The sequence below is a fragment of the Actinocorallia herbida genome (assembly GCF_003751225.1).
In the GTDB taxonomy this organism is placed as follows: domain Bacteria; phylum Actinomycetota; class Actinomycetes; order Streptosporangiales; family Streptosporangiaceae; genus Actinocorallia; species Actinocorallia herbida.
Map to the genome: position 1 here is coordinate 8815741 of NZ_RJKE01000001.1, position 18574 is coordinate 8834314.

The window sequence follows — 18574 nt, forward strand, 5'->3', positions numbered from 1 at the left end:
CTGTTCGTGCCCGTCCTCCGCCTCAGGGGGCGGGCACGAACACGGCAAGGCGCTTGGGGTGCTTGTCGAAGACGATCGGCGAAGTCGAGCCCCTGATCTCGCCGTCATGGGAGACCAGAAGGTCGTCCGCCGAAGGCAGGACGTGCAGGGACTCGGCAGCCCACTTCGCATAGCCGAGCCGGGAACTCCCCGTGAGCACCGCGGCGAAGGCACCCGGCTTGCCCAGCCGCCTCCGGGCGAAGACCACCCTGACGTCGAGGAGTCCGTCGTCCAGGCGGCCCCGGGTGGTGGGGACCGTACCGTGCGAGCCGTACGCGCAGTTGCCTACGAACGCCAGCCAGACGCGGCGGCCTTCGCCGTCGATGGAGGTGCGGACGGGGGCGGTGTGGCGCAGCGCCCGTACGGTGGAGACCGCCAGCGCGGGCCACTTTCCCCACCTGCGCTCCAGCTTCTCGCGCCGCCGCACGACGTCCGGGTAGATCCCGAAGCCCGCGTTGTTGAGGAAGGGCACGCCGTTCACGGCGCCCACGTCGACGCGTGACAGGTTCCCGCTCCGGTAGGCGTTCAGGGCGTCGGAGACGGTCTCTATGCCGAGCGACCGAGAGAAGTGGTTGAGGGTGCCGACGGGGAGGACGAGCAAAGGGAGGTCGTGCTTCAAAGCCGCCGCCGCACCCGCTCCCACCGTGCCATCGCCCCCTCCGACGGCGAGGACCTTCGCCTTCCGCGCCGCCCTCTCCAGTCTGTCTTCCAGCTCGCCCGAGGACTCGAAGGCCGCACCGGGAAGCTCGCCGCGCAGGTACTCCTCGACGAGCCCGTCGCCGTTCACGACGATCACCACGCCCTCCCCGGACGGGGTGACCTCCTCGACGGTCCGGTCCAGCGGCACCACTTCCGCCGGGACCGAAACCGGCCAGATCAGTCGTGTCACCAGGGCCGCCGCGAGCCCCGAAGCGGCACCGGCCAGGACGTCGCCGGGGTAGTGCGCCCCGGTGTAGACCCGGCTGAACCCGACGGCGGCGGCGAGCCCGGCGATGGGCAGGGCCGCGCGCCGCGGCGACTCCATGGCGACTCCCGCGGCGAACGCGGCGGCGGACGCGGTGTGCCCGGACGGAAACGACGGGGAACGCGGAATCCGATGCAGTCTGACCTGCGGAACATTGTCGATGATCGGCCTTCGCCGACGGAATATCTGTTTTCCGACGATGTTCACCACGGGACTGGCGAGCGCGATCCCGATCAGTCCGCGCGTCGCGGCGCGCCGGAGCGACGGGCGTCCCGTCACCGCGAGACCCGCCGCGACGAGGTACCACAGCTTGCCGTGATCGGCCAGGGCGGACAGGCGCGGAAGCACCGATTCCAGGCCGCGCAGCTTCGCGGCGGCCACTCTGTCGAACGCGCGGTGATCGATTTCGGCCAGGTCCATGTGCCACGTATTCCCCGGCAGTGGTGCCTTTCTACCGTGTGACCCGTCACTGCCTGTGTCATGATCTGACGATCTAGACAAGGAAGGGAGCTCCACTTTGACAGTCGAGAGCCTGCTCACCGCATTCCGCACGATCGATGTCCAGGACAACGGCCGCCTCGACCTGGTCGGCTTCACTCTCGTGCTGGACGAACTCGGGCTGACCTGGAGCAAGGCCGAGACTCAGGAGCGCTTCGAGCGAGCCGACATCAACCACGACGGCTACATCACGCTCGACGAACTCCAGGCCATGCTCGACGCCCTCTGATCCGTTGTCCACAGGTTCGGCCGTGAGAGAGCCGCCGGATTCGTAGACTTGCCGGGTGACTTCCCCCGGCGCGCAGGACGCGGCCGACGTGCTCAAGCGCGTCTTCGGATACGACTCCTTCCGGCCAGGCCAGCAGGAGATCGTCGACCATGTCGTCGCCGGCGGCGACGCACTCGTGCTCATGCCGACCGGCGGCGGCAAGTCGCTGTGCTATCAGATACCGGCCCTGGTACGCCCGGGCGTCGGTGTGGTGATCTCCCCACTGATCGCCCTGATGCAGGACCAGGTGGACGCCCTGCGCGCGCTCGGCGTGCGGGCCGCCTTCCTGAACTCCACGCAGAGCCCCGCCGAGCGCAGGGACGTCGAGCAGGCCTTCGTCGCCGGTGATCTCGACCTGCTGTACCTGGCGCCGGAACGCCTCCAGCTCGACGGCACGATCCGGCTGTTCGAGCAGGGCAAGGTCGCCCTTTTCGCGATCGACGAGGCGCACTGCGTGTCCCAGTGGGGCCACGACTTCCGCAGGGACTACCTGCTGCTGTCGATGCTGCACGAGCGCTGGCCGGACGTGCCGCGGATCGCGCTCACCGCGACGGCCACCGAGGCCACCCACACGGAGATCACCGAGCGGCTCGGGCTCACCGAGGCCCGGCACTTCGTGGCGAGCTTCGACCGGCCCAACATCCAGTACCGGATCGTCGCGAAGAACAACCCGCAGCGGCAGCTCCTCGAGTTGCTGCGCACCGAGCACCAGGGCGACGCGGCGATCGTCTATTGCCTGTCGCGCGCCTCGGTCGAGCGCACCGCCGAGTTCCTGGCCGCCAACGGCGTCCCCGCGGTGCCGTACCACGCAGGCCTCGACGCCAGGATCCGCGCGGAGAACCAGTCGCGCTTCCTGCGCGAGGACGGCCTGACCGTCGTCGCCACGATCGCGTTCGGGATGGGCATCGACAAGCCCGACGTGCGCCTGGTGGCCCACCTCGACCTGCCGAAGTCCATCGAGGGCTACTACCAGGAGACCGGACGCGCGGGCCGCGACGGACTGCCGTCGACCGCGTGGATGGCCTACGGCCTGGCCGACGTGGTGCAGCAGCGCAAGATGATCGACTCCTCCGACGGCGATCTCGCCTTCCGCCGCCAGCAGTCCATCCACCTGGACGCGATGCTCGCCCTGTGTGAGACCGTCACATGCCGGCGAAGCCAGCTGCTCGCCTACTTCGGTCAGCGCGGCTCGGCGCCCTGCGGGAACTGCGACACGTGCGTGGCGCCGCCGGAGTCCTGGGACGGCACGATCGCGGCGCAGAAGCTCCTGTCGGCCATCGTGCGGCTGAAGAACGAGAAGAACCAGAAGTTCGGCGCGGGCCAGATCATCGACATCCTGCACGGCAAGCAGACCGAGAAGGTCCGCCAGCACGGCCACGACGCGCTGAAGGTCTTCGGGATCGGCACGGAGCTGACCGAGACCGAGTGGCGCGGCGTCGTCCGGCAGCTGCTCGCGCAGGGCCTACTGGGCGTCGAGGGCGATTACGGCACCCTCGTGCTCACCGAGGCGAGCGGCGGCGTGCTGCGGCAGGAGCGGCAGGTGCCGATGCGGCGGGAGCCCGAGCGCGCGGCCAGGCCGGCGAAGGCGGCCAGGTCGACGGTGGCGGTGGACCTTCCCGACGAGGCCAAGCCGCTGTTCGAGAGGCTGCGCGCGTGGCGGGGGGCGACGGCCAAGGAGCAGGGCGTCCCGGCGTATGTGATCTTCCATGACGCGACGCTGCGCGAGGTCGCGACGCGTCGTCCGGCCTCCCTCGCCGAGCTGGGCACGATCACCGGGGTGGGCGAGAACAAGCTGAACAAGTACGGAGAGGCGATCCTGGCGGTCGTCACGGAGGAGGAGTAGCACTTCCCTCGTCCGGCGCGCGGTTCCTTGAGAGATCGGCCCGGCGGGGCCGTCAGGGAAGCTGGGCGAGGAACTCGGCGTTGGTGCGGGTCTCCTTGATCTTGTCGAGGAGCAGCGTCATCGCCTGCTGTTCGTCCAGCGCGGTGAGCATGCGGCGCAGCTTCCAGGACGCGGCGAGCTCGGCGGGCGGCAGGAGCAGTTCGTCGCGGCGGGTGCCGGAGGCCGCGAGGTCGATCGCGGGGAAGATCCGCCGGTCGGCGAGCTTGCGCGACAGCCGCAGCTCCATGTTCCCGGTGCCCTTGAACTCCTCGAAGAAGACCTCGTCCATACGCGAGCCCGTCTCGACGAGCGCGGTCGCGAGGATCGTCAGGGAGCCGCCCTCCTCCAGGTTGCGGGCGGCGCCGAAGAACTTCTTCGGCGGGTAGAGCGCGCCCGCGGCGACGCCGCCGGCGAGGATCCGGCTGTTCGAGGGCGACTCGATGTTGTGCGCGCGCCCGAGCCGGGTCAGGGAGTCCAGCAGGATCACCACGTCGCGGCCGCGTTCGGCGATGCGCTTCGCGCGCTCCACCGCGAGGTCGGCGAGTTCTACGTGCTCGGCGGCGGGGCGGTCGAAGGTGGAGGCGAAGATCTGCGCGCCGGGGACCTTGCGCCGCAGGTCGGTGACCTCTTCCGGGCGCTCGTCGACGAGCAGGATGAGCAGTTCGCATTCGGGGTGGTTGGCGGCGATCGCGGTGGCGAGCGCCTGGAGGATGATCGTCTTGCCCGCCTTGGGCGGCGCGACGATGAGGCCGCGCTGGCCTTTGCCGATCGGTGCGAGCAGGTCGATGATCCGGCCCGCGGGGGACGGGCCGAGGGTGAGCCGTTCGGTGGGGAACAGCGGGGTCAGGTCCTCGAACGGGACGCGCCTGCGGCGTCCGCCGTCGACGGTCGCCAGGACGGCGGGGCCGCCGCGGGTGCGGGGACGCGCGGTGCCTGCGACCTGGTCGCCGGAGCGGAGCGCGTACTTCTGGACGAGCGCGAGCGGGACCTGGACGTCGTCGGGCGACGGGGCGAGGCCGCGGACGCGCAGTCGTGCGTTCTTGCTGTTGGCGGAGAGGATTCCCGAGACGGGGACGGCGCTCCGCACTGACGTTTCTTCGATGACGGTCATGCGTGCTTCCCTAAGGGGCTGGCGCGCCGGAGCGGCGCGCGGCGGGGAGTCGCGCCGGGATCACTGCCGGGCGCGAGGATCGGCACGGGCCGCAGGCGCGGAAGTGGTGCCGGGAAAAGAAGGAGAGAGGGAGGCGGCATGCCGTGACACGGCCAAGAAGCGCTCTGCCTCCACCCGAAGGAAACACGCGTTGAGGCCGATTGTCAACCCATCTTCGCGTGGTCCCAGGAACTGATCTTGGTGGGCTCCAGGATGACGGCGACGCGCTTGGCCATCGCCTTGCCGACACCTTCGACGAACGCAGGGTCGACCGTGGACAGGTCCCCGGGGACGGGCAGTCCGGCCATGCGGTGAGCCACGACGGTGCCTACGGCGAGGAGCACGTCGCGGTCTTCCACGACCCGTGCCCGGCCGGTGAGGGTGGCGCCGCGCAGCTCGTTGTAGGCGTCGCCGGCCTCGACGAGGCAGGTCATGACGGGGTTGCGGCGCAGGTTCACGATCTTCTGCGAACTGCCGTAGGTGGTGAAGGCGATCTTGCCCTCGTAGAGCGTGTAGAACATCGTGACCAGGTGCGGGGCACCGTCCTTGCCGATCGTGGCGATCTGGACCTTGGCCTGCTTCGCCAGGAAGTCGGCCAGTTCCTCACCGGACATCCTGATCTTGTCGCGCTTGCTCACAACGGCTCCCGAATCACGTTCCGGTAAAGCCGGTCAAGCGTATGTCCGGCGGCCTCCGTCACACCAGCCCCCGGAGCCTCGGGAAGTTATCCACAGCCCGCTAAGTGATCTTGAAAGAGATCACGCAGAGTGTGCCCATGGACATCAAGATGAGTTTTCTGGAACCCCGCCCGCACGCCGGCGGGTCCGTCTGCGATCTCGACGTCGACGCCGACCGGCTCGTGTTCGGCGGGGCGGCGCTGCGTGTACTGCGCCGCAAGGAGCTGGTGCTCGACGTGCCGTTCCGGGAGATGAGCGCGATCGATCTGCCGGCCCGCCGCTCGGTCGCCGCGCTGCGCGTCCGGCATCCGAAGGCGTACTTCCCGTGGACCCCGGAGGAGGACGCCCGGCTGCTCGGCCGCCTCAGCGAGGGCCGCCAGATCGCGGAGCTGTGCGCGGAGCTCGGCCGCGGCCGCAACGCGGTGCTGGCCCGGCTGGTCAAACTCGGGGTGTTCGGTGTCGGCTGACCGGCCTCGACCACCCCGGTCGTGATGGTCGAATGGGGAGATGGACCAGCGGATGCTGGGGAAGGTGCGGGCTCTGCTGCAGAAGGCCGAGTCCACCGAGTTCCCCCGGGAGGCGGAGGCGCTCACCGCGCGAGCGCAGGAGCTGATCGCACGGCACAACCTGCACACGGCGCTTCTTGAGGCCGAGCACGGCGGCGACGGCCGTGGGCCGCTGGCCCGGGTCGTCGCCGTCGGCCAGCCTTACGCGGCGCCGAAGGCGACGCTGCTGCACGTGGTCGCCGAGGCCAACCGCTGCCGGTCGGTCTGGCACCGCGAGCGCGGCGAGGCGACCCTGCTGGGTTACGCCGAGGATCTGGCGGGCGTCGAGCTGCTGTTCACCTCGCTGCTGGTGCAGGCGACCGCCGCGATGATCCGGGCCGGTTCGCGGACCGACGGCCTCGGCCGCTCGCGCACCCGCTCGTTCCGGCACGCGTTCCTTTCGGCGTACGCGCTCCGGATCGGCGAGCGGCTGAGCGAGGCGGCCGAGCAGGCGGTCGGCGCGACCGACGCGCCGGGCCTCGGCCTGGTGCTCGCCTCGCGCGACGCGGCGGTCCAGCGATCGGTCACCGAGCGCTTTCCCAGGCTGCGGCGGTTCCGCGGCGGCGGGGCCTCCAACACCGACGGCTGGGTCCACGGCCGCGCCGCCGCCGACCGTGCGGCGCTGGGGCACACCGCACTAGCATCGGACCATGAGTAACCGAACGGATACCGAACGTTTCCTTCGGGTGACGCTGGAACTCGTCGTGGAGGTCACCGACACCGCCTCCCTGCGGGAGACGGCGCTGGCCGACCTTCGGCTGCGCCAGCCCGAACTCGCCGAGTTCGAGGAGCAGCACGACCAGATCACCGCGGACGAGACGGGCGCCTCGGCGCTGCGGTGGCTGATCAGCCCCGAGGCGGTCCTCGGGCTCGTCGACCGGATCGAGGAGATCGACCCGGTCGAGGCGATGCTGGAGATCAGCGAGTCCGAGGGCCTGCTGGAGCCGATCGACGAGTGAACCGCCGCGCCGGCCGAAGCGGGGCGGCAGGCGGCCTCGGGAACCGGGGAGCCCGCCTGTCGCGTCGGCTCGAGCAGGGCGGGCGGCTCCAGAACCGGGAGCCCCGCCTGTTGCCGGGCGGTCAGGCCCGGCGCAGGTTCCACACGGTCTTGGAGTAGTCCGCGCCGTCCTTGACGGTCTGCCGGATCGTCAGCTTCTTGGCCGTGCAGGTGTACTTGGCGTCGCGGGGCACCACGCCCTGGTCGCCGCCGGTGCGGACCGCCTTGGCGACGTTGTGCTTCTGCGTCACCAGGCCGGCCTTGACCGTCAGCAGGGCGTCGCCCTTCGCGGACTTCGGCTTGCCCTTGATGGTGCCCTTGGCCGAGCCGCCGAAGGTGTTGCTCATCAGCAGCGTCTTGGTCAGGGTGAGGGTCGCCTTCGTGGGCACCCCCTTGACCTTGCCCGAGCCGGTCAGCGGCTTGGAGCCGGTGAAGGTGTAGGTGGCCTTACCGGTCTTGGCGAGGGCCAGCTTGATGCCCTTGCCGCCGTTCAGGCTGAACTCGAGGTCCGCCGTCTTGATCTCGGCGGACGCCGAGGTGACGGTCCACTTCCCCGTCCAGCACTTGGCCGCGGCCGAGGCGGGGGCGCCGACCACCGCGGCACCCGCACATCCCATAGCGAACACACTGAGCACCGCGATTGCACGCATGTGACTTTCCCCTCAATGGAGCCGACATTCCGGGGCACCATAGAGCAAAGCGATTCGGCAGAGAAGGGGAATGGGACGATGGGCGGGTGAACGATCCCGAAGCGTTGGTCACCGCCGCGATGGAGGCCCAGTTCAGCGGTGATCTGCGCGCCTGGGACTCCGCGACGGCCCTTCTCGCCGCGTCCCCCGCGGCGGACGGCATGCTGCTCGCCGCGCTGGCGCGCGCCCGGGAGGCCGCGGCGGGCCGCGGCTGGACCGAGGAGGACCTGCGGCGGCACCTGACCCGGTTCCGCTCCCCCGCGCACGCCGCGGTGCTCGGCGCGGCCTCGCTCGGCCCGCGCGACAGGCTGGACGCCGTCGGGCGGGTGGTCGAGGTGCTGTGCACGCTGGCGCGGCTGCCGCGCATCGCGGTGCTGAGCAGGTCGGCGCGCCCCGACCATCCGGCGCTCGGCCGGATCCGGGCGCTGCTCGCCAAGGCCGAGTCCACGGGCTTCCCCGCCGAGGCCGAGGCGCTCGTCGCGCGGGCGCAGACGCTGATGACCCGGCACAGCCTCGACCGGGCCGCGCTGGACGCCCCCGACGACGCACCCACCGGCGTCCGCCTCGGGGTCGACGGCCCCTACGAGGAGGCGAAGGCGACCCTGCTCCATGTGGTCGCCGAGGCCAACCGCTGCCGGTCGGTCTGGCATTCGGAGCTGGGGTTCGCGACGATCCTCGGGTTCCCCGCCGATCTCGACGCGGTCGAACTGCTCTACACGTCGCTGCTCGTGCAGGCCGACGCCGCGATGCCCAAGAACGGTTCGCGGCGGGCCTTTCGGGAGAGCTTCCTCACCTCGTTCGCCCACCACATCGGCGAGCGCCTGCTCGCCGCGGCCGAGGCGGAGACCGCCGCGGAGACGGATCTGCTGCCCGTCCTGTCCCGGCGGGATGAAGCGGTGGACAAGGCTGTGGATAGGCTCTTCCCGGAACTCACCTCTGTAAGGTCACGGCGCGTCCGTGACGCCGCGGGGTGGGCCGAGGGCAGAAGGGCAGCCCGTGAGGCCGACCTGAGCTGACCGCTTTTATGTGCCCGTTACCGCCATACGATCTAGGGTGACCGCGTGACGTCTGCCTCGACCGACAGGTCCTTCTTCAAAGAACTGCCTTTCCTCGCGGTGACCGCGGTCGTTCTGGCGCTGCTGATCCGGACCTTCGTCCTCCAGACGTTCTACATCCCGTCCGGCTCCATGGAGCGCACCCTGCACGGCTGTGAGGGCTGCACCCGCGACCGGGTGATCGTCGAGAAGGTCAGCTACCTGGTCTCCGACCCCGACCAGGGCGACATCGTCGTCTTCCACGGGACGGGCAACTGGCCCAAGGAGGACCTGATCAAGCGGGTCATCGCCACCGCCGGCCAGACCGTCGAGTGCTGTGACGACGGCAAGGTCTCCGTGGACGGCAAGGCCATCGACGAGCCCTATCTCTACCAGGACGACCACCGCGCGTTCGACAAGGTGACCGTTCCCGAGGGGATGCTCTGGGTGATGGGCGACCACAGGTCCGGCTCCTCGGACTCTCGCGACCACGGGTTCGTGCCGGTCGACTCCGTCGTCGGCCACGCCCGGATGATCATCTGGCCGGTGACCCGCTGGGACTGGCTCTGATCGGCCGCTCGCGGCCCGGGCCGGTGACGGTGTCCAAGGGCACGTGCCCGGAGCGTCAGGTGCCACGGACCCCTTCGGCGTGATCGCGTGCCATGGAAGGTGATCCGGAAGGAGCCGCCTCCGATGGCCGACCTCATCGCGCACGTCCAGGTCCCCACCCCTCAAGAACTCGCCGTCACCGTCACCCTCTTCCTCCTCGTCGGCCGCGCCCTTCTCGGCCTGGTGCGCGCCGCCCTCCGGGCCGCCACCGTGTTCGTCTTCCTCGTCGGGCTGCTCACGGTCGCCGGGTGGCTCATCGGGTGACGCCCCCAAGGGACGCCACCCGGGGGAGAGTGCTCAAGACACCGGCTGAGGCTCCCCGGCGGGTTCGGGGAAGAACCGGGCGAGCGCCCACCAGCCCGCGGCGAGGAGCACCGCGGCGACCGGCCAGGCGACGAGTTCGTTCGGGGGCGCGTCCCAGACCCAGCCCTGGACCGTCAGCCCGCAGTAGGCGGCGCCGACCGTGAGGAAGGCGCCGACGACGGGCAGCTGAGGCAGGTACCGGAAGGTGAGGTCGATGGCGACGGCCCCGGCGATGAGGAAGACCGGCCACACGGACTGCGGGAACCCCGCGGCGTCGAGCAGCAGACCCGTCACGGCCCGGTAGGCGACGTACGCGGCCGCGATGCCCGTGGCCGTCCAGCGCAGTCCGGTGAAGCGGCGCGCGAGGACCAGGACGAGCATGACGCCCGCGGCCGTCCACAGGGGGTAGACCCAGGACGAGACGGGCTGGGCGAACTGCTGGACCATGGTGTCGTCCACCGGACGGCCCATCTGGTCGGCCGCGAACGCCAGAAGGCTCGGCTCGGCCTCGGGGTCCCCCGCGAACCAGGACTTCAGGGCATAGACGCCGTATTCCTGGTGCAGCGCGGGGAACTGCCAGTTCTCCAGGAAGAACGCGAAGAAGACCGCGCGCATGACCCCCGACGAAGCGCGGATCACGCCGATGAGCATCAGCGCGGTGCCGATGTAGAGCAGGGCGTGGGACGGGCTCCACGCGGTGATGTCGAGGCCGTTGACGCGGTGGTTCAGCACGTCGATCGGAATCGCGATCATGAAGACCGCCGTGCCGATCTCGACGAACCGCTGAGAGATCCTGTCGAGTCCGTAACCCGTGTAGAAGTGCACGCCGACGAGGGCCAGCGCGAGGAGGGTCCCCGCGCTGTTCAGCAGGTGCGGGGGTGCGAAGTCGTCGCGCAGCCATTTGAAGTGCCAGGAGACATCCCAGGACGAACCCACCATTTTCAGGGCGAAGGCCACTATCCAAGAACGAAAGAGAAAATCCCGGAGGTCGCTCGGAGTCTCGCGACCCGGCTTTCCTCTGGTCAGTGCATTGAGGGAGACCGGCGTGAACATGCGGGCAATAGTGCCGTTCGCCCGGCGTCGTGACAATGGTGAACCTTGCGGCGGGTCCGCGCGTCACTTCTATGACCGGTGATCCCGCACTGCGCACATCCAGTGCGCACCCCGCAGGGAGGTGTTCGCGCTGTCCCCCCGCATGTCCCCCGCAGAGTTCCGCGCCGTCTACCAGGCGCTGCCGGCCGACCTCCAGACTCGGGTCGGCCGCCTCCAGCGCTATGTCCTCGTCAGCCTGGAGTGCGAAGGGTGCGTGCGCGTCGGCGTCCTCACCCGGCTGGCGCTGAGATCCGCCGCGGCGGGCGCTCCCGGCGAGGCCGCGGCGGTCCTCTCCCTCGCCGAGCGGATCCTCCCGGTCGAGGAGCACACCCATCCCGTGTCCGTGACGGCCCAGAAGCCCCGTACGGCCCCCAAGAAGCGTCCGGCGCAGCTGACCGGCCGGATCGGCCGCTGGGCCGGGACGCGCCCGCTGGTGGCCGCCACGGACGCGTCCTGGAAGGACGGGTGCGGCGGGACCGGCTTCCTCACCACCGACGGCCGCTGGGGATTCGGCGGCCGGCCGACGGTGCCGCAGGACCCGGCCGGGCCGTCGAAGATCCTCGTCACCGAGTTGCGCGCGGTCGGGCTGCTGCTCGCCGAAGTGCCGCCCGGCACCCCGATGACGGTCCTCGTGGACAGCCGCGGCGCGCTCGACCTCCTGCGCAGGTGGCGGCGCGGCGAGACGCGGGCGCTGCCGGGCGGGTGCTCGGCCCCCGACCTGCCGCCCCTCGCCCGGCTGCTCGCGCGCAGCCCGGAGCTGCGCTTCGAGCACGTCAAAGCGCACAGCGGGCATCTGCTCAACGAGGCGGCCGACGCCCTGGCGTCCATCGGACGGCGGCACGCGGCCGGCGCGCTGGGCGTCCACGAGGCCGAGGAGCGCTCGGCCGGCCTCGTGGACTCGTTCCTGCGCAGTTGGAGCGAGCCCCGGCTCTCGGCCTGAGCCCACCCGCGGCCTCAGGTCTCGGTCGGCACGTGCAGCAGGTCCAGCAGCCGACGGCGGAGGGTCGCGAAACCGTCCATGTCGACCGATCGCGGATGGCCGAGGTCCACCTTGATCTCCTCGGCTATCCGTCCTCCGTCAAGGACGAGGAGCCTGTCGGCGAGCAGCAGCGCCTCGTCCACGTCGTGCGTGACGAGCAGGGCGGCGAAGCCGTGGGCCTCGTGCAGCCTTGCGAACAGCGCCTGCATCTTCAGACGGGTGAGCGCGTCCAACGCGCCGAAGGGCTCGTCGAGGAGGAGCAGTTCGGGCTCGCGTACCAGCGCGCGCGCGAACGCCACGCGCTGGGACTGCCCGCCGGACAGCTCCGAGGGCCACGCCCTCCCACGGTCGTCCAGGCCGACCTCCTCAAGCGCCTTGGCGGTCCGCTGCTTGGCGTCCTTGCCCCGCACGCCGAGGGCCACATTGTCGGCGACCCGTTTCCACGGCAGAAGGCGGTGCTCCTGGAACACCACGGCCTTAGACCCCGACGTCCGGACCTCGCCTTCGGCATCCTCGTCGAGCCCTGCCAGCACCCGCAGAAGGGTGCTCTTCCCCGAGCCGCTCGCGCCGAGCAGGGCGACGATCTCGCCCGGCTCCACGAACAGGTCGACCCCGTCGAGCACGACGGACTTCCCGAAGGTGCGCCGCACCCCGGTCGCCGCTACGACGCCTGAAGACCGCGCCTCCATGCGAGGGCCCTCCTTTCCGCGGTGCGCAGCAGGAAGTCCGAGACCAGGCCGAGCGCCGCGTACACGAGCAGGCCGAGCACCACGATCTCCGTCTGGCTGAAGTCGCGGGCCTCCATCATCATGAAGCCGATGCCGCTGACCCCGTTGACCTGCTCGCCGACGACGAGGCTCAGCCACCCGGCCGCGAACGCCAGCCGCAGCCCGAGGAACAGCGAAGGCATCGCCCCCGGCAGGATGACGTGCCTGACCCGCTCGAAGGCGTTGAGCCCGCAGGTACGGGCGGCCTCCACGAGCCGTTCGTCGATGTCGCGGATGCCCGCGTAGGTGTTGAGGTAGATCGGGAAGAACGCGCCGAGCGCCACGAGGGACACCTTGAGCGACTCACCGATGCCCACCCAGATGATGAGCAGCGGCACGAGGCCGAGGTGGGGCAGCATCCGGGCCGCCTGGACGACCGGGTCGACGAGGTCGTCGCCGATCCGCAGCAGCCCGGCGACGGAGCCGAGGACGAGCGCGAGCACACCGCCGATGAGCAGGCCGGTGAAAGCGCGCTGGAGTGACTCCATCAGGTGCATGCCGAGCGTGCCGTCCAGGGAGAGCCGCCACGCCGCCGAGAGCACCGCGCTCGGCGGGGACAGCTTCTCGTGCGGGAGGACGCCTACGCGCGAGGCGCCCTCCCACACGGCGACGAGCACGATCGGCGTGATCAGTCGTCGCGCCTTCATCACTGCAAGAGGTCCGTGAAGCGGTCGTCGATCCGCGACTTGATGTCGACCTTCGCCGGGATGAGCCCGAGCGCGGCGAACCCGTCGGCGATCTCCTGGATCTCGTCGCCGATCGCGGGGGTCACGGGGGCGAGCGCCTTGGCGCTGCGCTCAAGCGCGCGGGCGGCCACGGGCTCTTCGAGCTTGAGCTCCGGTGCGATCAGCTTGACCCGCTCGTCCGGGTTGGCGATGCCCCAGTCGGTGACCTCGCGGTAGCTCTTCACGTACTCGCGGATCAGGTCGCCCTTCTCCTCGAGCGCCTTGGGCGAGACGAGCAGGTACTCGCGGTTGTTGGCGAGTCCGGTCGCGTCGGCGAGGACCTGCACGCCCTCGTACTGGGCGAGGGAGAAGTACGGGTCCCAGATGATCCAGGCGTCCACCTGGTCGTTGTCGAAGGCGGGCCGGGCCTCGGCGGGCTTGAGGTACTGGACCTGGATGTCCTCGATCTTCATCCCGTTGGCTTCCAGGAGCTTCACCAGGAGCCAGTTGACGTTCGAGCCCTTGTTGAGAGCGACCTTCTTGCCCTTGAGGTCCTTGAAGGACTTGTAGCCGCTCTTCTCCTTGACGAGGACCGCCTCGCCCTGCGGGACCGGCTCCGAGGTTGCGATGATCTTGAAGTCGGTCTGCGCGGCGGCCGCGAAGATCGGCGGGGCCTCGCCCGTCTGGCCGATGTCGATCGCGCCCGCCTTGAGCGCCTCGGTGAGCGCGGGGCCGCTCTCGAACAGCGACCACTGGGCGTCCGCGGCTTCGCCCTTGGCCTTGACGAGGCTCTGGCCGCCGAATCTCTGATAACCGATCTTCAGCTGCGCGGCGCCTGCTTCCGTCTCCTCACCTCCTCCACAGGCGGTGGTGAGGCTGCCCAGAAGGGCGAGCACGCCGAAGACGACGGTGAGGCGGCGGCGCATGGGGGGCTCCTTGTGGGAACGCTGCAATTGCGCCGCAGCCTACCTGTATAACCTACCGTTTGTATAGGTTTAGTGGGTTTTGACGGGCAACGCCCTTGTCGAACCGACCAAGGTCGCGACGATTCCGGTCTGGAGCACGAGCTCGCCGAGGTTGCTGATCCAGAAGTGGGCGAACCCGACCCCCGCCGCGACGAACATCGTCACCGCGCCCGCGAACAGCCACGGAACGCCGGCCTTTCGCCAGACGACGGCGCCGATGACACCGAGCACGATGATCGTGGCGATCGCGGCCATCGGCGGGCCGCCCGGCTCGGCGTGGACATAGCGCAGGGCGTCGGCGTAGGTCTCGGGCTTCAGGTGCAGCCCGAACGCCTCGGTGACGAGGCCCAGCACGACCAGGACGGCCGCGAGGACCCCCGCGCCCGCGAGCACCGGCGTGCCGACCGAGACGCCCAGCCGGCGCGCGAGAAGGGCGCCGATGACGACGAGTAGCGGCGTGAACAGGGCGTGGATCCAGTACCGCGGGACGTTGACGGCCTCGAGTGCGTCACCGAATCCGAGGACGGACCCTACGGCGATCGCCCCGTTGTCATAGGCGAGTCCCACAGTGAGGACGGCGAGGGCGATGCCGACAGGGGTACGCGTACGTGCCGCCTCGACGGCGAGGCCAAGGAGGCAGAGACAAACGACGGCCATGAGGACGGAGACCATGGATCAACCCCATGTTTCCTTAAGAGAAACGGCGTATCCATCGGGACCCTAGGTGGCCGCGGTCTCCGCAGGCAAGCCCCCATCCCTACGCGTCTAGCCCCCGCCCGTGGGCGGCTTCAGCGCCGGCCACCACGCGAGGAGATCGTCCGGGTGGTAGGCCGCCTCGAGCTCCAGCAGGCCCGACACCTCCGGATGGCGGCGGCCCGCCTCCCACGTCCGCTGCCGCGACGGGGGGTCGAGCACCAGCACGCGGGTGTCGCCGAGCAGCGGGATGTCGGCCGGGACCCCCTCGTTCCAGACCGTCTCGCCGTGCGCGTCGGCCAAGTCCCACCACCCCTCGACGGGCGGCAGTGCCGGCGCCGAGTCGGCGTCGCCGAACGCGGCGACCCAGCCGGGGTGTGGCGCCCGCCCGGGCATCTCGACGCCCACGAGCAGCCCCGCGAGCAGCGTGTGGAGCTGGAAATTGTCCGTGACGCCGCGCATCGTCACCGTCCAGCCACGCCGGGAGGGCCGGTGCAGCACCAGCAGCGACTCGCCGTCCAGCACCCGGCGCAGCTCCTGCACGTCGCGCAGCGCGTCGCAGTGGACGACCGCCCGGTCCACCGCCTCGTCGAAGTCGGCGACCGCGGCCCGGGTCGCCGGGGAGTGCAGCAGCAGCGCCAGCGCGCCCTGTGCGAACCGCGGCAGCGCGTACCAGCACTGCATCGAGATCATCGCCCGGTCGCCCATGAGGGCCCGTGTCCGCTCCCAGATCCGCGGCGCGGGCCCCGCCGCGGCGGGCGGCGGGCGGCCGTCCCAGGCCTCGGCGAACGCCATCGCGCCCGCGGCCACCCCGCCGAGCCGCGCCACCAGGGGGATGCCGTCGGCGTCCGCGCCGCGCCCTGCCAGCGCCCCCGCGAGTGCCGCGAGCCAGCCGCCGCGCTCCGGCAGGACCTCGGCCGCGGTGTCGACGAGCAGGTTCGCGGCCGCCGTCAGCTCGTCTTTCGGCGCGGCGGCGGCCAGGGGCATGACCCCCTCCAGCCGCTCCCTGAAGTCCGGCGCACCCTCCCGCGCGGCCTCGGCGAGCGACCGGCAGGCACGCAGCAACATGACGGCTCCCCGGAAGACGGCGAATGCTGGGCGCCGTTCGAGCACGGTCCATCCACTGGTGACGGCGTTGCCCGGACGCTGTTCGGATGGTACGTCAGACGTGACGTCCAATGACGGGCGTGGCGGGCGGGGAACCCGTGCGACGGCTTTATTGAAGGGACCGGAATGGACATCGTGCTCGTCCAGGGGGACATCACCGAGGCGCGGGTCGACGCCGTCGTCAACGCGGCGAACTCGTCGCTGCTCGGCGGAGGCGGCGTCGACGGGGCCATCCACCGCAAGGGCGGACCCGCGATCCTCGCCGCGTGCCGGGAGATCCTCGCCACCACCCACCCCGAGGGGCTGCCCACCGGCCAGGCCGTCGCCACCGTGGCGGGCGACCTGCCTGCGCGCTGGGTGATCCACACGGTCGGCCCCGTCTGGTCGGCCTCCGAAGACCTCGCGCCCCTGCTCGCGTCCTGCTACCGGGAGTCCCTCCGCGTCGCCGACGCGCTCGGCGCCCGGACCGTCGCGTTCCCCGCCGTCTCCGCCGGCGTCTACGGCTGGCCCATGGACGACGCCGCCCGCATCGCCCTCACCACCGTCCGGACGACCCCGTCGCGGATCGCCGAGGCTCGGTTCGTCCTCTTCGATCCGGAGGCCCATGCGGCGTTCCGCGCCCATCTCCCCCGCTGACGCTCCGTTGCCTCGGCGAAAAACCCCAGCTCAGGGCGTCATCGAGTCCGTGGATCTCCCCTGTCTGGAATCCGAGTTGGCACTACCCACCAGCATCGCCTAAGCTTTTCCACGTTGCCCCGGAGCGAAGCGCAAGCCCCGGGAGCAGCACCAAGGTCCTGTGGAGCAGTTGGAGTGCTCGCCACCCTGTCAAGGTGGAGGTCGCGGGTTCAAGTCCCGTCAGGACCGCTTCTCTTTATCACGGCCAGGTAGCTCAGTTGGTACGAGCGACCGCCTGAAAAGCGGTAGGTCGGCGGTTCGACCCCGCCCCTGGCCACCAGCATCAGAGGCCCAGTCCGGCATCCGGACTGGGCCTCTTGCGTTTTTGGGGTTGGTTGCTGGACTTGGTGCGTGTTTGGGGCAAATGGGCAAAAAGATGTGGGGTGGGGGGTTCGGGGCGGTGGGGTGGGCAATGGGGTTCTTGAAGGTGCTCGGTCCTAGGTGGAGGTGAGTGATGGCCCGGGAGACACGGAAGCAGGGCGTGGAGGACGAAGCGGAGATCACGGCGCCGGGGGGCGCGCGTGCGGGCGTCGGCGAAGAGGGCGCGGAGGGGGTCGTGAGAACGGGGTCCAGTGCGACGTTGAGTGGGCCGCATGCGGTGGGCGAGGAGTATTACAACCTGCCGCGGGCGCACTTCAAGACGGGGCATCCGCATGGGAAGACGTCGTCTTGGGTGGTGGTCGTGACGGCGATCGTGGCACTGGTCGTGGGAGCGGTCGCGTTCGTCCTGCACGCGTGGGTGCTGATGTGGATCTGCGCGGTGATCGCGGTGCTGTGCTTCCCCGCGGGGCTCGCCGTGAAGATCATGGACGACACGGTGAGCTGGGGGGCGCCCACGCCGGGGAGCATTCCGCGCGGGCAGATCATCCGTGGCGCCAACCAGATCCACGACCGCGACCGGCGCTCCTTCGAGGAGGCCCGCGAAACCTCGCGGGAGCAGACGAAGCAGCACCACTGACCCCGGAACATGCCGAAGGCCCCACGGGAGGTTCCGTGGGGCCTTCAGGGCTTTCTGGGCACCGTGCAGGGCGGCTGGTGGCAGGTCGTCTGGCGCTGGTCGGAGAGCGCCTGACAGGCCCGGCAGGAGTAGGTGCGGTGCCCGCCCGTCGCGGGCGAGCACCGGCAGGGCCGCCAGCCCACCAGGACCCGGCCGGGGCCGAGCAGGTGGCCGTAAGGACAGGCCACCGGGAACCCGTCGGGGCCGCTCGCCCACAGAGATTCCGTTTCCATGGCTCCAGAGCTTATCGAACACTGTTTCGAAAGCCGGAAGCCGGGAGCACTTCCGATCAGAGCGTGACGTTCTCGCCGATGCCGAGCCGGACGTACTCCGAGCCGATCAGCCCGCCCAGGATCGAGTCGGTGACGTTCGTGCCGATGTCGCTCAGCAGGACGTCGTGGATCGGGTGGACGAGCGCGGGCGCGACCTCGTTGATGAAGTCCGCGGCCTCGCCGAGCTTGAGCCACGGCGCGCTCACCGGCGCGAGAAGGGTCGACACCGGGGCCTCGGGAACGGTCAGCGCGTCACCCGGGTGGAAGATCCCGTCCACCAGGTAGCCGACGTTCTCGATCACCGGGATCGAGGCGTGGATCACCGCGTGCTCCTCGCCGACCACCGCGAAGGAGAGCCCGGCGGCCTCGACCACGTCGCCGTGGCGGACCGCGGTGAACTCGAGGTCGCCGAGCGGCTCGGCGAGCGAAGGCGGCCCGTAGATCGCCAGGTCGGGGCGCTTGCGGCGCAGGTCGCGCAGCACGTCGGGCTGAATGTGGTCGAAGTGCAGATGGGTGATCAGGACCGCGTCGGCGTCGATCAGCGGGTCCTCGCCGGAGAAGGCGCCCGGGTCGATGACGACCCGTCCCTCGGACGTCTCGAACCGGACACAGGCGTGGGCGAATTTCGTCAGCTGCATGACCCCCATCATCACGAACGTCCCGGTGCCGCCCACAGCCGACCCGGGGAACCCCGGAGGAACCTGAGT

The 18574-nt window shown here is 70.4% G+C and carries 22 protein-coding genes, 2 tRNA genes and 1 pseudogene; 13 read left to right on the forward strand and 12 right to left on the reverse strand.

The genetic code is table 11. The annotated features are described in order from the left end of the window. Positions 1-22 precede the first annotated feature (22 nt). Entirely contained in the window at positions 23-1423 is a 1401-nt protein-coding gene (locus EDD29_RS40070; RefSeq protein WP_123669372.1) for a bifunctional phosphatase PAP2/diacylglycerol kinase family protein, read from the reverse strand. A 97-nt stretch (positions 1424-1520) separates the two neighbouring features. Here EDD29_RS40070 and EDD29_RS40075 point away from each other — a divergent pair, with 97 nt between their 5' ends. Together EDD29_RS40075 and recQ are read left to right on the forward strand one after the other, a co-directional pair. Continuing rightward, the gene (locus EDD29_RS40075; protein ID WP_123669373.1) at positions 1521-1730 is read left to right on the forward strand and encodes an EF-hand domain-containing protein; all 210 of its coding nucleotides are present in this window, start codon (positions 1521-1523) and stop codon (positions 1728-1730) included. A 55-nt stretch (positions 1731-1785) separates the two neighbouring features. Beyond that, positions 1786-3612, forward strand: a complete 1827-nt coding sequence (gene recQ, locus EDD29_RS40080) for a DNA helicase RecQ (RefSeq protein ID WP_123669374.1) — start codon at positions 1786-1788, stop codon at positions 3610-3612. 52 nt (positions 3613-3664) lie between these two features. On the opposite strand, the pseudogene rho reads toward recQ, so the two are convergent. Both rho and EDD29_RS40090 read right to left on the reverse strand, forming a co-directional pair. Further along, positions 3665-4726: pseudogene (gene rho / locus EDD29_RS40085) on the reverse strand (transcription termination factor Rho); the annotation flags it as partial. A gap of 239 nt (positions 4727-4965) precedes the next feature. Then, positions 4966-5439 carry a pyridoxamine 5'-phosphate oxidase family protein gene (locus tag EDD29_RS40090; RefSeq protein ID WP_246053250.1) on the reverse strand — a complete coding sequence of 158 codons (474 nt, stop codon included), beginning with the start codon at positions 5437-5439 and terminating at the stop codon, positions 4966-4968. 137 nt (positions 5440-5576) lie between these two features. On the opposite strand from EDD29_RS40090, the gene EDD29_RS40095 reads away from it, so the two are divergent. From EDD29_RS40095 to EDD29_RS40105, 3 genes are read left to right on the forward strand one after another with little or no spacing between them, the layout of a single operon-like run. Then, on the forward strand, positions 5577-5945 hold the full coding sequence (locus tag EDD29_RS40095) for a hypothetical protein (RefSeq protein ID WP_123669376.1): 369 nt from the start codon (positions 5577-5579) through the stop codon (positions 5943-5945). A gap of 40 nt (positions 5946-5985) precedes the next feature. Next, on the forward strand, positions 5986-6681 hold the full coding sequence (locus EDD29_RS40100; RefSeq protein WP_123669377.1) for a DUF2786 domain-containing protein: 696 nt from the start codon (positions 5986-5988) through the stop codon (positions 6679-6681). Further along, on the forward strand, positions 6674-6982 hold the full coding sequence (locus tag EDD29_RS40105) for a hypothetical protein (protein ID WP_123669378.1): 309 nt from the start codon (positions 6674-6676) through the stop codon (positions 6980-6982). Before EDD29_RS40100 ends, EDD29_RS40105 begins: the two co-directional genes overlap by 8 nt. Positions 6983-7103: 121 nt before the next feature. Here EDD29_RS40105 and EDD29_RS40110 read toward each other — a convergent pair whose 3' ends face one another. Next, positions 7104-7637, reverse strand: coding sequence for a hypothetical protein (locus tag EDD29_RS40110; protein WP_148086250.1), 534 nt, complete (start codon positions 7635-7637; stop codon positions 7104-7106). Positions 7638-7756: 119 nt separating this feature from the next. Between EDD29_RS40110 and EDD29_RS40115 the strand changes: the two genes are divergently transcribed. The 3 genes from EDD29_RS40115 (at position 7757) to EDD29_RS40125 (ending at position 9616) form a co-directional block, all read left to right on the forward strand. Then, on the forward strand, positions 7757-8725 hold the full coding sequence (locus EDD29_RS40115) for a DUF2786 domain-containing protein (protein ID WP_246053251.1): 969 nt from the start codon (positions 7757-7759) through the stop codon (positions 8723-8725). A 45-nt stretch (positions 8726-8770) separates the two neighbouring features. Next, on the forward strand, positions 8771-9313 hold the full coding sequence (gene lepB / locus EDD29_RS40120; RefSeq protein ID WP_123669380.1) for a signal peptidase I: 543 nt from the start codon (positions 8771-8773) through the stop codon (positions 9311-9313). Positions 9314-9436: 123 nt separating this feature from the next. After that, a complete protein-coding gene (locus EDD29_RS40125) occupies positions 9437-9616 on the forward strand; it encodes a hypothetical protein (protein WP_123669381.1) in 180 nt (59 codons plus the stop codon). Positions 9617-9649: 33 nt separating this feature from the next. Here EDD29_RS40125 and EDD29_RS40130 read toward each other — a convergent pair whose 3' ends face one another. Further along, positions 9650-10612, reverse strand: a complete 963-nt coding sequence (locus tag EDD29_RS40130; protein ID WP_148086251.1) for a hypothetical protein — start codon at positions 10610-10612, stop codon at positions 9650-9652. Positions 10613-10850: 238 nt separating this feature from the next. Here EDD29_RS40130 and EDD29_RS40135 point away from each other — a divergent pair, with 238 nt between their 5' ends. Further along, positions 10851-11687: a ribonuclease HI gene (locus tag EDD29_RS40135; protein WP_148086252.1), complete on the forward strand. Its 837-nt coding sequence runs from the start codon at positions 10851-10853 to the stop codon at positions 11685-11687. Positions 11688-11701: 14 nt separating this feature from the next. Here the strand turns inward: EDD29_RS40135 and EDD29_RS40140 are convergent, their stop codons facing one another. From EDD29_RS40140 to EDD29_RS40160, 5 genes are all read right to left on the reverse strand, one after another. Next, entirely contained in the window at positions 11702-12415 is a 714-nt protein-coding gene (locus tag EDD29_RS40140; RefSeq protein WP_123669384.1) for an ABC transporter ATP-binding protein, read from the reverse strand. Continuing rightward, a complete protein-coding gene (locus tag EDD29_RS40145; RefSeq protein ID WP_123669385.1) occupies positions 12388-13140 on the reverse strand; it encodes an ABC transporter permease in 753 nt (250 codons plus the stop codon). Before EDD29_RS40145 ends, EDD29_RS40140 begins: the two co-directional genes overlap by 28 nt. Next, a complete protein-coding gene (locus EDD29_RS40150; protein WP_123669386.1) occupies positions 13140-14084 on the reverse strand; it encodes an aliphatic sulfonate ABC transporter substrate-binding protein in 945 nt (314 codons plus the stop codon). Before EDD29_RS40150 ends, EDD29_RS40145 begins: the two co-directional genes overlap by 1 nt. A gap of 69 nt (positions 14085-14153) precedes the next feature. Further along, positions 14154-14795 (reverse strand): hypothetical protein, encoded by a 642-nt coding sequence (locus EDD29_RS40155; protein WP_123669387.1) that lies wholly within the window; start codon positions 14793-14795, stop codon positions 14154-14156. 93 nt (positions 14796-14888) lie between these two features. After that, on the reverse strand, positions 14889-15884 hold the full coding sequence (locus EDD29_RS40160; RefSeq protein WP_123669388.1) for a hypothetical protein: 996 nt from the start codon (positions 15882-15884) through the stop codon (positions 14889-14891). Positions 15885-16049: 165 nt separating this feature from the next. On the opposite strand from EDD29_RS40160, the gene EDD29_RS40165 reads away from it, so the two are divergent. From EDD29_RS40165 to EDD29_RS40180, 4 genes are all read left to right on the forward strand, one after another. Next, positions 16050-16559 (forward strand): O-acetyl-ADP-ribose deacetylase, encoded by a 510-nt coding sequence (locus EDD29_RS40165; protein ID WP_123669389.1) that lies wholly within the window; start codon positions 16050-16052, stop codon positions 16557-16559. 154 nt (positions 16560-16713) lie between these two features. Continuing rightward, positions 16714-16787: transfer RNA gene (locus EDD29_RS40170), tRNA-Asp, on the forward strand. Between the two features lie 14 nt (positions 16788-16801). Continuing rightward, positions 16802-16878 (forward strand) — tRNA-Phe (locus tag EDD29_RS40175). 201 nt (positions 16879-17079) lie between these two features. Continuing rightward, positions 17080-17556, forward strand: coding sequence for a hypothetical protein (locus EDD29_RS40180; protein ID WP_148086253.1), 477 nt, complete (start codon positions 17080-17082; stop codon positions 17554-17556). A 44-nt stretch (positions 17557-17600) separates the two neighbouring features. On the opposite strand, the gene EDD29_RS45085 is transcribed toward EDD29_RS40180, so the two are convergent. Together EDD29_RS45085 and EDD29_RS40185 are read right to left on the reverse strand one after the other, a co-directional pair. After that, a complete protein-coding gene (locus EDD29_RS45085) occupies positions 17601-17828 on the reverse strand; it encodes a hypothetical protein (protein ID WP_148086254.1) in 228 nt (75 codons plus the stop codon). 56 nt (positions 17829-17884) lie between these two features. Further along, positions 17885-18505 (reverse strand): MBL fold metallo-hydrolase, encoded by a 621-nt coding sequence (locus tag EDD29_RS40185; protein ID WP_123670988.1) that lies wholly within the window; start codon positions 18503-18505, stop codon positions 17885-17887. Positions 18506-18574 lie beyond the last annotated feature (69 nt).

What these genes read in the sequence shown, in the direction of transcription:
- EDD29_RS40160 (WP_123669388.1), bottom strand. Translation starts at nt 15,884, where the DNA reads ATGTTGCTGCGTGCCTGCCGGTCGCTCGCCGAGGCCGCGCGGGAGGGT.
- EDD29_RS40070 (WP_123669372.1), bottom strand. Translation starts at nt 1,423, where the DNA reads ATGGACCTGGCCGAAATCGATCACCGCGCGTTCGACAGAGTGGCCGCC.
- EDD29_RS40140 (WP_123669384.1), bottom strand. Translation starts at nt 12,415, where the DNA reads ATGGAGGCGCGGTCTTCAGGCGTCGTAGCGGCGACCGGGGTGCGGCGC.
- EDD29_RS40100 (WP_123669377.1), top strand. Translation starts at nt 5,986, where the DNA reads ATGGACCAGCGGATGCTGGGGAAGGTGCGGGCTCTGCTGCAGAAGGCC.
- EDD29_RS40155 (WP_123669387.1), bottom strand. Translation starts at nt 14,795, where the DNA reads ATGGTCTCCGTCCTCATGGCCGTCGTTTGTCTCTGCCTCCTTGGCCTC.
- EDD29_RS40145 (WP_123669385.1), bottom strand. Translation starts at nt 13,140, where the DNA reads ATGAAGGCGCGACGACTGATCACGCCGATCGTGCTCGTCGCCGTGTGG.
- EDD29_RS40095 (WP_123669376.1), top strand. Translation starts at nt 5,577, where the DNA reads ATGGACATCAAGATGAGTTTTCTGGAACCCCGCCCGCACGCCGGCGGG.
- EDD29_RS40105 (WP_123669378.1), top strand. Translation starts at nt 6,674, where the DNA reads ATGAGTAACCGAACGGATACCGAACGTTTCCTTCGGGTGACGCTGGAA.
- EDD29_RS40185 (WP_123670988.1), bottom strand. Translation starts at nt 18,505, where the DNA reads ATGCAGCTGACGAAATTCGCCCACGCCTGTGTCCGGTTCGAGACGTCC.
- EDD29_RS40165 (WP_123669389.1), top strand. Translation starts at nt 16,050, where the DNA reads ATGGACATCGTGCTCGTCCAGGGGGACATCACCGAGGCGCGGGTCGAC.
- EDD29_RS40135 (WP_148086252.1), top strand. Translation starts at nt 10,851, where the DNA reads ATGTCCCCCGCAGAGTTCCGCGCCGTCTACCAGGCGCTGCCGGCCGAC.
- EDD29_RS40150 (WP_123669386.1), bottom strand. Translation starts at nt 14,084, where the DNA reads ATGCGCCGCCGCCTCACCGTCGTCTTCGGCGTGCTCGCCCTTCTGGGC.
- EDD29_RS40110 (WP_148086250.1), bottom strand. Translation starts at nt 7,637, where the DNA reads ATGGGATGTGCGGGTGCCGCGGTGGTCGGCGCCCCCGCCTCGGCCGCG.
- EDD29_RS45085 (WP_148086254.1), bottom strand. Translation starts at nt 17,828, where the DNA reads ATGGAAACGGAATCTCTGTGGGCGAGCGGCCCCGACGGGTTCCCGGTG.
- EDD29_RS40125 (WP_123669381.1), top strand. Translation starts at nt 9,437, where the DNA reads ATGGCCGACCTCATCGCGCACGTCCAGGTCCCCACCCCTCAAGAACTC.